General features: G+C 63.3%; 10 protein-coding genes. All 10 read left to right on the forward strand.

The genetic code is table 11. The features are described 5' to 3' along the window. The first annotated feature begins 113 nt into the window (after positions 1-113). The 10 genes from P3T42_RS06335 (at position 114) to P3T42_RS06380 (ending at position 12,160) form a co-directional block, all read left to right on the forward strand. On the forward strand, positions 114-1,037 hold the full coding sequence (locus tag P3T42_RS06335; protein WP_429305477.1) for a LysR family transcriptional regulator: 924 nt from the start codon (positions 114-116) through the stop codon (positions 1,035-1,037). Between the two features lie 260 nt (positions 1,038-1,297). Continuing rightward, entirely contained in the window at positions 1,298-2,416 is a 1,119-nt protein-coding gene (locus P3T42_RS06340) for a succinylglutamate desuccinylase/aspartoacylase family protein (RefSeq protein WP_429305478.1), read from the forward strand. A 33-nt stretch (positions 2,417-2,449) separates the two neighbouring features. Then, on the forward strand, positions 2,450-3,553 hold the full coding sequence (locus P3T42_RS06345) for an ornithine cyclodeaminase (RefSeq protein WP_074299987.1): 1,104 nt from the start codon (positions 2,450-2,452) through the stop codon (positions 3,551-3,553). 61 nt (positions 3,554-3,614) lie between these two features. Continuing rightward, positions 3,615-5,171, forward strand: a complete 1,557-nt coding sequence (locus P3T42_RS06350) for a methyl-accepting chemotaxis protein (protein WP_429305479.1) — start codon at positions 3,615-3,617, stop codon at positions 5,169-5,171. 96 nt (positions 5,172-5,267) lie between these two features. Continuing rightward, a complete protein-coding gene (locus P3T42_RS06355) occupies positions 5,268-6,770 on the forward strand; it encodes a serine hydrolase domain-containing protein (RefSeq protein ID WP_429305480.1) in 1,503 nt (500 codons plus the stop codon). A 71-nt stretch (positions 6,771-6,841) separates the two neighbouring features. After that, positions 6,842-7,606 carry a helix-turn-helix transcriptional regulator gene (locus P3T42_RS06360; protein ID WP_429305481.1) on the forward strand — a complete coding sequence of 255 codons (765 nt, stop codon included), beginning with the start codon at positions 6,842-6,844 and terminating at the stop codon, positions 7,604-7,606. 83 nt (positions 7,607-7,689) lie between these two features. Beyond that, a complete protein-coding gene (locus P3T42_RS06365) occupies positions 7,690-8,790 on the forward strand; it encodes an aminotransferase class I/II-fold pyridoxal phosphate-dependent enzyme (RefSeq protein ID WP_429305482.1) in 1,101 nt (366 codons plus the stop codon). 355 nt (positions 8,791-9,145) lie between these two features. Continuing rightward, positions 9,146-10,843, forward strand: coding sequence for a methyl-accepting chemotaxis protein (locus tag P3T42_RS06370; RefSeq protein ID WP_429305483.1), 1,698 nt, complete (start codon positions 9,146-9,148; stop codon positions 10,841-10,843). 13 nt (positions 10,844-10,856) lie between these two features. Then, complete coding sequence (locus P3T42_RS06375; RefSeq protein ID WP_429305484.1) at positions 10,857-11,684, forward strand: CheR family methyltransferase; 828 nt, start codon at positions 10,857-10,859, stop codon at positions 11,682-11,684. Then, entirely contained in the window at positions 11,681-12,160 is a 480-nt protein-coding gene (locus tag P3T42_RS06380) for a chemotaxis protein CheD (RefSeq protein ID WP_429305485.1), read from the forward strand. The genes P3T42_RS06375 and P3T42_RS06380 overlap by 4 nt, the downstream gene beginning before the upstream one ends. The last annotated feature ends 14 nt before the right edge of the window (positions 12,161-12,174 follow it).

The raw sequence follows: 12,174 nt of genomic DNA on the forward strand, positions 1-12,174 counted from the left end.
ACCGATCCTTGGCATCGCGATCTAATCGCACGATCACAATGAAGACCCGTATTTGCAGCGCGCTCAAGACCTGTTAGGACTTTTTAGGAATCGGATTCGCTTAAGGTGATCACATGACGTTGAGCCAGCTCAGAGTGTTTTGCGCGGTCGTCGAACAGGGCAGTTTTCGCGCGGCTTCGCGCTCGCTGGACATCGCGCAAAGCGCGTTGACCCACGCTATCCAGAGTCTCGAGGCGGAGCTCGCCGTGCCGTTGCTGACGCGCTCGCATCTCGGCATCAGCCTCACGCCGTTCGGGGAGAAGCTGCTGGCGCGGGCCTCGTCTATCCTCAAGGACTGCGAACGCATCGACCAGGATATGCGCGAACTGGAAGGGGAGCCGACCGGGCGCATTGCGCTCGGCCTGACCTCCGAGCCGCTGGCCGAGCTGCTGGTGCCGGTGTTGAAGCGCTTCATGTCGAGCTTCCCGCGGGTGCTCGTGCATCTGTCGAACGGCTCGGCGCAAACGCTGATCGAGCGGATTCGCGACGGACGGCTCGATTTCGCGCTGTGTCCGCTCGCGCCGGAACTGGACGATGTGGATCTGCACATCGACCGGCTCTACCGTTCCTCTCCCGCCATCCTCGCGCGCGCCGGCCACCCGAAGGCCCACGCCACGTCGATTGCCGAACTGGCCGATTCCGAATGGGTGGGCTTCAAACGCGAGGGTGTGGTCGGCATTGCGGCGAACCGGCTGGTGGGGATGTTCGCAACCCACGGGCTGGGCATGCCGAAAATCGTCATTACCGCCGAGACGCTGCTGGAGTCGCTGTTTCTCGTCTGCGAAACGGACTACCTGACGATGGACCCCGGCGTGCTCGCCGACTTCAAACTGTTTTCGGGTTCGCTCGTCAGGGTGCCGATCCGCGAGACCTTCCAGCCGCGCGACGTATCCCTGATCCGGCGCAGCAATTCGCCGTTGACATCGATCGCCCAGGAACTGGCGAGCATGCTGGTGTCCTATGCGCGACTGACGCGCGGCGTGGCCCGCAACGGCTAAAGTCAGGCGCGGATCGCGCGCCACGGATCGGGCCGCCGCGTGCTATCGCGGACCCCCGCGGGTGATCTAAATTGCCGATCACGATAACCCGGAGCACGCTTCCGCCCGTTCCTGCGGGCGCTTAGCATGCCATCAGTGCTTCGACGTTTCTGGCGTTCATAGGGCAAGGCTGGAATCCGCAGGGCGCGCGAGGTGAACCGACCCGGCGCGCCGGCCACAACCGTCGCGGCCAGTTGACGAACCACAGGACCCTTCTTTTCATGCACAGCGTTACACACCGCCTGCTTGCCGCTTCCGATGGCACTGCGCATCAGTTGATCTCGCATCACTTCGGCGCCGGGCATTACGGCAGAAAGATCTATATCCAGGCCGGCCTGCACGCGGACGAAATTCCCGGCATGCTGGTCGCGCTGAGTGTGACGGACAAGCTGCGACAGCTCGAAGAACAGGGACGCTTGCGCTGCGAAGTGGTGCTGGTGAGCGCGGCTAATCCGATCGGCCTGAGCCAGTACGTGCTCGGCTATGCGATTGGACGCTTCGAACTGGCGAGCGGGCGGAATTTCAACCGGGGTTTCCCGCTGCTGGCGTCGCAGATTGCCGACGCCGTGGAAGGAACACTCACCGCCGACGCCGAAGCAAACCGCAAGGCGATTCACGCGGCCTGGCGCAACCTGTTGCTCGCGCAACAACCCCGCCAGGCATTCGACGATCTGCAGCGCACCTTGATGCTGCTCTCGGTCGACGCGGACATCATTCTCGACCTGCATTGCTCGCGCGAAGCGGCCATGCATGTGTATACGGGCGAAGCGATCTGGCCGGAGGTGGAGCCGCTCGCACGTTACCTCGGCGCGCGTTCGTCGTTGCTGGCGGTGGATTCGGGCGGTCAGTCGTTCGACGAAGCGCACAGCTTCACATGGTGGCAACTGCGCCAACGCCTCGGCGAGCGCTTCCCGATTCCGTACGGCAGCACCGCGGTCACGGTCGAACATCGCGGCCAGCGCGACGTCAGCGACGAGCTGGCGCACAAGGATGCGACGGCCATCGTCGATTACCTGACCTATTGCGGCGCCATCGATGCAGCGGCGCCGCCGTTGCCGCCCTTGAGCTTTCCGGCGACGCCGCTCGCCGGCAGCGAACAGTTTTATGCCCCGGCTGCGGGCATCCTGCTGCATTGCGTGGAGCCCGGTGCCCACGTCAGTGTCGGGCAGCAGATGTTCGTGATCGTCGATACGACGGACGGGACGCGGCGCGCGCTGCACTCGCATACCGCGGGGGTCTTCTATATGCGCAGAGACGTGAGATATGTGCGGCAGGGCGATCCGCTTGGGCGGGTGTCGGGCCACGAAGTCATCCGCTCGGGCAACCTGCTCAGCGCGTGACGGACTTCGAATGTTGACAAGGTTGAATAGAAAATGACGAGATATATCGATGTAAGCGACGTCCGCAAACTGGTGACGTCGATCGGCGCGGAAACGTTCATCACCACGATGGCGGATTACATTCGCGCGGACTATCTGCGCTGGAACGAATTCGAGAAGTCGGCGCGGGTGGCCAATCATGTGCCTGGCGGTGTGATCGAACTCATGCCCACGTCCGATAGCACGCTCTATGGCTTCAAGTACGTGAACGGCCACCCGAAAAACACCCACGTCAATATGCTGACCGTGATGGCGTTCGGCGTGCTGGCGGAAGTCGAGTCCGGTTTCCCGGTGCTGTTCAGCGAATTCACCATCATGACGGCATTGCGCACGGCGGCGACTTCGGCATTGGTGGCGAAAGCGCTGGCGCGGCCGGATGCACGCTCGATGGCCCTGATCGGCAACGGCGCACAAAGCGAATTCCAGGTGCTCGCGTTCAAGGCGATACTCGGCGTGAACGAAGTGCGCGTGTTCGATATTGATCCCGCGGCAACCGACAAGCTGATCCGCAACCTGGCCGGCTTCAAGGACCTGAAGATCGTTCGGGCCGCCAGTGCGGCCGAGGCCGTACGCGGTGCGGACATCGTCACGACGGCCACCGCCGACAAGACCAACGCGACCATCCTGACCCCCGACATGATCGAACCGGGCATGCATATCAACGCCGTGGGCGGCGACTGCCCGGGCAAGACCGAACTGCACGCGGATGTGTTGAGAGGCGCGCGCGTGATTGTGGAGTTCGAGCCGCAGACGCGCATCGAGGGCGATATCCAGCAACTGCCGGCGGATTTTCCGGTGGTGGAGTTGTGGCGCGTGTTGTCGGGTGAAGTGGCGGGGCGGCAGGATGCGGCCCAGGTGACCGTGTTCGATTCGGTCGGTTTCGCGCTGGAGGATTTCTCGGCGCTGCGCTATCTGCGCGACGTGACCGACGCGCGCAACATCGGTGAGCATATCGAACTGATTCCGGCGCCGCTGGATCCGAAGAACCTGTATCAGTTCGTTGTGCCCGCAACGGCTGCGGCAACCGCGACCACAACCGCGACCGCAGCGTCCGTGGCAACGTCTACGGCGCAGCAGCCGGTCGCATTGACGGCATGAGAGGATCGCGCCGCGCTGCGAGCGCTTTGCCCACCGCCCAATGCCTCCTGACAGGACCCAGGTGAATCCGTTCTTTCACACGATCCGCTTCCGGATCATCCTTGCGTTCGGCGTCTCCGTGTCGCTGATGGTTGGCATTGGGGCGTTCGGTGTCGTGAGCTTGTGGCGGTTGACCTCGGACATGAGCGGTCTGTATGACGGCAAGGTCACGCCGATTGCCGAGTTGTGCGACGTGCGGGTCGCGCAACTCGATATCCGCTTGCAGCTCAGAGCCATGCAGGGCGCCGGCAGCGCCGCGCACGCAGCGGAGATGATGGCGAAGATCCGCACCGATCAGGCGCGCATGGCCGCGGCGTGGAGCGAGTACTTCCTGCATGGCGCGTTCAATGACAAGGAACGCGCCATCGCAAACCGCATCAACGACGCGCTACCACCGTTCAACCACCTCACCGATGCGGCGCTGAACGCGGCGAAGGCTGAAAACTTCACTGACGTGACGGCATCGATCAACGGGATGGTGCCGATCTCCCACACCTTGCAAAAGGCGCTGGATGAAGACGCCGCCTTGAACCTGACGCAGACGAAACAGATCGCGAGCGACAGCGCCGCGACGTTTCGCACGCAGATCCTGATTGCCATTTCGCTGGTCGTGGCCGGCGTCGCGGCGGCGATCGGCGTGTCGATCTACCTGGTCAGAGCGATTTCGACGCCGTTAAGGCACGCGGTCAGCGTCGCCAATCACATTGCGGACGGTCGGCTCGATAACCGGATCCATGTGGAATCGCGCGATGAGTTCGGCCAGCTTCTCGACGCGCTGCGTAAAATGGACCGGCAACTTTGCGACACGGTCGTCGGCATCAAGACCTCGGGAGAGTCGATCTCGGTGGCGGCCGACGAGATCTCGCAAGGCAATACCGATCTCTCGCGACGCACCGAAGAACAGGCGGCGTCGCTTGAAGAAACCGCCAGCAGCATGGAAGAACTCACGTCGACAGTGCGTCACAACGCCGAGAGCGCGAAGCAGGCGGTGATGCTGGCCGAGGTCGCATCGGAAGCTGCCGCGCGCGGCGGACAGTTTGTCGTGCAGGTCGTGGAAACGATGCAGGGTATCTCCGAGAGCTCGGGCCAAGTGGCGGCGATCGTCGACGTGATCCAGAGCATCGCGTTTCAGACCAACATTCTGGCGCTGAACGCCGCCGTCGAGGCGGCGCGCGCGGGCGAACAGGGCCGCGGTTTTGCGGTGGTGGCCGGCGAAGTGCGCACGCTTGCACAACGTAGCGCGGCTGCCGCGAGAGAGATCGGCGCGTTGATCGGCGAGTCGGTCCGGCGCGTCAAGGTGGGCTCGACGCTGGTGAGTCAGGCCGGCGGGACGATCGACGAGATCGTCGTTTCGGTGCGGCGCGTGACCGATATCATGGGCGAGATCTCCTCGGCCTCGGTGGAGCAGAGCCGCGGTATCGAGCAGGTCAACCAGGCTGTGAGGCAGATGGACGAGGTGACCCAGCGTAACGCCGCGCTGGTGGAAGAAGCTGCTGCGGCGGCGCAGGCCATGGCGGATCAGGCACACTCGCTAAGAGAGGCGGTCTCCGTGTTCAGGTTAGGTGAGGCCTTTGCATAGGGATGTGCCGTCGCATGGCGGGTTCGCGCACGGGTACCGCTGTCCAACGTTATTCAATCTCCAGACAAAATGTCAGATTCTTTTCTTGATCGTGGTGTGAAGGCATCAGCCGGTTTAAGTGGCACGGCGCTGGATGGCCTGGCGCGTGCGACCCCGTCTTCCATGGGTGTGGACGCTGACGCGATCGTCGCCTTCCTGGACGCGGTCGAAGCGGCGGACCTCGACCTGCATGCGCTGATGATTCACCGCAACGCTCACGTGGTGGCGGAGGCATGGCGTTGGCCGTACCGCGCGGACCGTCCGCGCAATCTGCATTCCGTGGCGAAAAGCTTTACGGCTTGCGCGATCGGCCTCGCGCTCGAGGAAGGACGCTTTCGCCTCGACGACAAGGTGGTGTCGTTCTTCCCCGAGGCGCTGCCGGCAGGCGTGAGCGACTGGCTCGCGGCCATGACGATCGAGGATCTGCTTACGATGCGTGTGGGTCACGCCGGCGAGACATCCGGTGCGCAATGGCGCGCGCTGGGCACGATCTGGACAGAGGCGTTCTTCAGGATTCCTATTGTCGATAAACCGGGAGGCGCCTTTCTGTACACGAGCGCGGCCAGCTATATGTTGTCGGCGATCCTGAGCCGCGCGACGGGAGAGACCCTGCACGATTACCTCAAGCCGCGACTGCTCGAGCCTTTGGGCATCAAAGGCGAGTCGTGGGACATCGGTCCCGATGGCATCAATCCGGGCGGCAATGGGCTGATAGCGAAAACAGCGGACATGCTCAAGCTCGGCATCCTGCATGCGCAAAACGGCGTCTGGGAGGGCAAGCGCGTGCTTCCCGAGGCGTGGGTGGCGGAGGCGACCCGCGCGCATGTGGAGTCGGGACGCTACGGATATCACTGGTGGACGAGTCCGGACGGCGGTTCGTATAGCGCGATCGGCAAGTTTGTGCAGATGGCCGTGGTGTTTCCCGCGCACGGTGCGACGCTGGCCGTGACCGGCGCGATCAAGGGCAGTGCGAAGCTCAGGCCCTTCATCGATCGGTACTTTCCAGCGGCGTTCGATGCGGTGCTGACGGATGGGCCCGCTGCCGATGCGAGACTCGGCGCCCGGATTGTCGAATGGCAAAAAGAGGACGCGCCGGTTGCGTGGAAAGCGCCGTATCTGCGGGCGGCGCAAGCGTCGGATGCGAACGGCGGCGCCGCGCGTTCAGGCGCGGGTACAAGGCGCTTTGTCATGCAGCCGAACGCGCAGGGTATTCGGGCACTGCAGCTTGCATTCACAGACGGCGACTGCACACTGCTTCTCGACGATGCGGACGGGCAGCATGTCATCGTCGCGGGCTTCGACCGCTGGATCGAGAGTCCGAATGAGATGCCGGGTAGCGACCTCCATCACGGCTATCATTTGCGCGGCAGTCCCGTGCTTGCGCGAGCGTGCTGGCTGGATGCCTCGCGTCTGCAGATGACATGGATATTCGCCGAGACCGCCTTCCGCGACACCGTCGTATGCGAGTTCGCCGGACAGCAGATTGTCTTCAGGCGCGAAGTCAATATCAACAGCGGGGCGCTGCGCTACGACGAGGTGGTCGGAACGCTGCAGGAATAGATCGAAGCCGTTGGCCTGTTGCACGAACGCGTCGGGCGTGAAAATCAACTTGGGCAGGAGGCCGTATGCAGATGTCACGGCACACGCAGGAGGCTGTCCTCGAGCATGTCATCGGGGCGATCGGCGAACCGGACTTTGCCGCGCGCGCGGCAGGCGCGGTGCTCGCCTGGCTGGACTTCGATCTGGCGACCGTCGTGATCCACCGGCGCGACAACGGCCCTGTACTGATGTTCGATAATTTTGCCGCGGCAGGCGGCAAAGAGGGCGTGCAAAACTACGTCGCCATGACGTACCGTCTGAATCCGGTCCTGCAGTTCTCCCATGGGCCCGGTGTGTTTCGCGCCTGCGATTTTCGCATCGGAGCGCAGAACATCGGTGCAGGTCTGCGGCGCTATCTGATCGAGAACCCGGACGAGGAACTCGGCTACCGCACCATCGGCTGGCCGGAAAGGCTCGAAGAAATCGGCCTGTATTTCGAGGCATGCCAGGGTGTGGTGGAGTTCGGTATCTACCGTGAACGCGCAGCACGTGGATTGTCGGCCGGCAGACTGCATGAACTCTCCGCATTGCGTGGGCCGATTGCAGCCGCGTTCGAGCGCCAGTCCGTTCTCCTCGACCGCTCGCCGCTACGCGGCACGGTGGTATCCAGGGCGCGCTTGTCACGCCGCGAGCTTGAAGTGACCGAACTGCTTCTAAGCGGTTGCGGTTCCGAAGCGATTGCGCTTCGTCTCGGCATCAGCGGCCACACCGTCAAGGATCATCGCAAACAGATCTTTCGCAAGCTCGGCATCGGCACGCTTGCCGAGTTGTTTGCGCTGTATCGCGAGCGTCACTGAGTTTGCGCATGCCCCCTCTCGAGAGGGATGGTGGCAAATTGCAGGCACAGGCACGATAAGCCCTTCATCTTATGGAGAGGCCTATGAAATACGTCCGCATGCCCATCGAAACCGAATCGCCCGAGGAGTACGGTTATGGGCGGATTCGCTATAACCTGTCGGAAAGCTCGGTGGCCGACCAGACGCTCGCCGGCCTGAATCTGCAGATTCCCGACCTCAAGCTGCTGTACGGCGAACACCGTGGCGGCGCGTCGCTACGCGCATTGATCGCCGGCGACAACACCGGCGTGAGCGTCGACGATGTGCTGGTCACGACCGGCGCGGCCGGAGCGCTCTTTATCATCGCCACCGCGCTGCTCAGTTCGTACGACCATCTGGTCGTCGTGCGCCCGAACTACGCCACCAATCTGGAGACGCCGAAAGCCATCGGCTGCCGGGTCACCTGTGTCGATCTGCTGTTCGAAGAAGGCTTTGCGATCGACTTCGACAAGCTTGCCGCCGCGATCACGCCATCCACGAAAGTCATCAGCGTGACGTGTCCGCACAATCCCACCGGCGTCATGTATTCCGAGGGCGAACTGCACGGGCTCGTCGAACTCGCGCGCAGGCATGGCTGCTATCTGCTGGTCGACGAAACCTATCGCGATCTGTCGTTCGGCCGGACGTTGCCGTTGGCGGCGTCGCTGGGCTCGCATGTCATCAGCGTGTCGTCGTTATCGAAAGCGTATGGCGTGCCGGGCATCCGGCTGGGATGGATCGTGACGAAAGATGCGCATTTGCAGCAGCTCTTCCTCGCGGCAAAAGAGCAGGTCAGCATTTGCGGCAGCGTGATCGACGAATGGGTAGGCGAGCAGATCCTCGCGCGACGCGCGGCCATTCTGGAGCCGACCCTCGCGGAAATGCGCAGCCGTCTTGCGCTGGTCACGGAGTGGATCGCCAATGAGGCCTGCCTGGAGTGGGTGGCGCCCTCAGGCGGCGTGGTCTGCTTTCCGCGCATGCGCGTGGAGCCGGCCGGCGGCACCGACGCGTTCTATCGGCGGCTGATCGACGTGCAGGGAACCTACGTCGGCCCGGGTCATTGGTTTGAGATGTCAGATGCCTATTTCAGGCTGGGCTACGGCTGGCCGACGCGTACTGAACTGGAGGCGGGGTTGACGGGCATCTCCATGGCGCTGCGCGGTTGAGTCAAATACCAGATCGCCTGTTTAAAAGCCATCCCTCAAGAAATAATAATCGCCGAATCAGCACTCGATAAACAATCGTTGGCAAACGATTGCTGAGGAATAGAAAGAAAAAATCGGCATGACGAAAATTCAGGGTTAATCCGGTATAAAGATTGCATCTTTGCCCGCCGATATACCTCATGCAGTGCTAGTGAAGTGCAAGGGCGTCGACGCGAAGATCGTCGCAGGGAGGCACTTCTCTGGCACGGCAAACAAACTACATAACCTGAGAGAAAGCACGATCCGGCCCCCTCGTAGCGAGTGAGGCGCCGGCGTGTTTTGGTTTTCTTCACGCGCGTTCAACGAGGAGAACGAAGTGGAACATTCAACGCCCGAGCGGCACCTGGAAATGACCGAGCTCAGCGCGGTCAGCGCTGCGCTAAATCGTGTTCAGGCCGTGATCGAATTCGATCTGCACGGTATCGTCCTGCATGCCAACGACAACTTCCTGAAGACCCTCGGCTACACGCTCGACGAGGTCCGCGGCCAGCATCACCGCATGTTTTGCGAACCCGCTTACGCCGATAGCGCCGCGTATCGCCAGTTCTGGGAGAAGCTTGCCCGCGGCGAGTTCGATCATGGCGAGTACCAGCGCGTCGGCCGGGGCGGCCGCGAGATCTGGATCAACGCCTCGTATAACCCGGTGTTCGACGCCGACGGCAAGCCTTACAAGGTCATCAAGTTCGCCACCGACATCACCGCGACGCGCCAGCAGAACGCCGAATACGAGGGCAAGGTGCGCGCGCTCGACCGCGCCCAGGCCGTGATCGAATTCGATCTGTCCGGCACGGTGCTGTTCGCCAACCAGAACTTCCTCGACACGCTCGGCTACCGGCTCGACGAGATCCAGGGCAAGCATCACCGCCAGTTTTGCGACGAGGCGTATACGGCCAGCGCGGAATACCGCGATTTCTGGGCCAAGCTCAATCGCGGCGAATTCGATGCGGGGCGCTACAAGCGCATCGCCAAAGGCGGCCGCGCCGTGTGGATTCAGGCCACCTACAACCCGATCTTCGACGTCGGCGGCCGGCTTCATAAGGTGATCAAGTTCGCCACCGACGTCACCGCCCAGGTCGAACTGGAAGAGCGCGTGCGCCGCCGCGCGGACGACGATCAGCGCAAGGTCGCGGCGCTATTGAACGTGGTCAGCAAGGCCGCGGCCGGCGATCTGACCGGCTCGGTCAACGTGTCCGGCAACGAGCCGATCGATCAGCTCGCCGCCGGCATCAAGCGGATGATGGACGATCTGCGCGGCGTGATCGGCAAGGTGGTGGAATCGGCGGGCGGTTTCACGGCTTCGTCGCAGGATATCGCCGGGCGCGCCAACACGGTGGCAAGCGGCGCGCAGTTGCTCGGCGCGACGGTCGAAGAAATGAACGCGTCGATCGAGGAACTGACCGCTTCGATCAATTCGATTGCCGACAATTCGCGCAGCGCCGACAACCTCGCCAAAGACACCCAGCAGGAAGCCGAGCGCGGCGCCAAGGCGATTGCCCGTTCGATCGAGGCGATGGAGCTGATCAATAAGTCCTCCGAAGATATCAGCGAGATCATCAAGGTGATCGGCGAGATTGCCAGCCAGACCAACCTGCTGGCGTTCAATGCGGCGATCGAGGCGGCGCGTGCGGGCGAACACGGGCTCGGCTTCTCGGTGGTGGCCGACGAAGTGCGCAAGCTCGCCGAGCGTTCGTCGCAGGCGACCAAGGAAATCTCGAAGCTGATCAACGAATCGGTCAAGCGGGTGACCCAGGGCAGCGAGATTTCGAAGCAGGCGGGCGAGGCGTTCGACAAGATCGTCAACGGCGTGAGCCGCACGACGCACGCGATCTCGGAGATTTCCTGCGGCGCGGACGAGCAGCTCATCGCGGCTCGCGAGGTCAGCGCGGCGATCCAGCAGGTCGCCGAGGAGACCGAGAAATCCGCCGGCGCCTGCGACACGATTGCGCGCGCCAGCGCCACGCTGATGCAGGGCGCGGAAACGCTCGATCAGACGGTCACGCGCTTTGTCGTCTAACGCGGGAGGCGCCGTGGATACGGAGCGTGAGGTCGATCAGGCGACCCGCCGGGCGTTTTTCGACCAGGTGCGGCGCCACACCGGCATCGCCATGAGCGAGCGCAAGTGGACCTTGCTGGAGGGCCGCTTGCGCCGGCGTCTGCGCGAGCTGGCGCTCACCGGCTACCGGGACTACTTGCACGTGCTGGAGGCGAAGCCGGACGAGGTGCGCGATTTCATCGATCTGGTCACCACCAACGAGACCTCGTTCTTTCGCACGCCGCGCATCTGGGAGTACTTCGCCGGGCAATTCCTGCCGCGCTGGTTCGACGCACATGCCGACACGCCCTTGCGGGTGTGGTCGGCGGCGGCGTCGAGCGGGGAGGAGGCGTATACGGTGGCGATGCTGTGCGAGGAGTTTCGCAGCCGCCATCCGGCGTTCCGCTACCGCATTCTCGCCACGGACATCGGCGACGCGATCCTGCGCAAGGCAGCGGCTGCGCACTACCAGGGCCGCAGCATCGACGGGTTGCAGCAGTCGCATCCCGAGTTGCTGGCGAAATACTTCGTCGCGGCGGACGGCGGCTTTAGCGCAGGGCCGGCGTTGCGCGCGAATGTGAGCTTTCGCAGGCACAACCTGCACGAGCCGCCGCGCGACATCGGCGCCATGGATGTCACGCTGCTGCGCAACGTGCTGATCTACTTCGATACCGACGGCCAGCAGGCGGTACTCGAAAACGTGCGTCGCGCGATGGCCCCCGAGGGCGTGTTGATCGTTGGGGAATCCGAATCGTTGAGCCGCTTCGAGATGGGTTTCGCGTTCGAGCAGCCGCTCATCTACCGCAACGGGAGGCGCCCGTGACCGACGACGTCCGCGAGATTCAGGTGCATATGTGCGCGATCGGCATCGGCCAGGGGCGCGACGTGTTGCGCGCCACGCTCGGCTCGTGCGTCGGCATTGGCCTGCTGTGGCGCGAGCGCGCAATTTATGGCCTCGCGCATTGCCTGCTGCCCGACGCACCCACCCGGCCCGAGGGCAACGGCGCCAAATATGTGACCCAGGCCATTCCCTCGCTGCTCCGCTTGATGCAGGTCGAACGGGCTTCGCACGATGCGCTGGAGGCCGTGCTGGCAGGCGGCGCGAATATGGTCCATTACGAACGCCGGCCGGCGCACGCGCCGATCGGCGAACAGAATGTCCGCACCGCGCAGCAGTTGCTCGCAGCGCTCGGCGTGCGCGTGGTGCATGTGGATGTGGGTGGCGAATGCGGCAGGCAACTGCTGATCGATTGCCATCAGCATGCGTTCGCTGTGACAAAATTTACCCGCACGCTCTGAACGGGGGCCTCAGC

The organism is Paraburkholderia sp. GAS38 (genome assembly GCF_050434965.1).
GTDB lineage: Bacteria > Pseudomonadota > Gammaproteobacteria > Burkholderiales > Burkholderiaceae > Paraburkholderia > Paraburkholderia phenazinium_A.

Bases quoted from the DNA above. Each gene is read 5' to 3' on its own strand.
- P3T42_RS06335 (WP_429305477.1), top strand. From the start codon at position 114: ATGACGTTGAGCCAGCTCAGAGTGTTTTGCGCGGTCGTCGAACAGGGC.
- P3T42_RS06340 (WP_429305478.1), top strand. From the start codon at position 1,298: ATGCACAGCGTTACACACCGCCTGCTTGCCGCTTCCGATGGCACTGCG.
- P3T42_RS06345 (WP_074299987.1), top strand. From the start codon at position 2,450: ATGACGAGATATATCGATGTAAGCGACGTCCGCAAACTGGTGACGTCG.
- P3T42_RS06360 (WP_429305481.1), top strand. From the start codon at position 6,842: ATGTCACGGCACACGCAGGAGGCTGTCCTCGAGCATGTCATCGGGGCG.
- P3T42_RS06365 (WP_429305482.1), top strand. From the start codon at position 7,690: ATGAAATACGTCCGCATGCCCATCGAAACCGAATCGCCCGAGGAGTAC.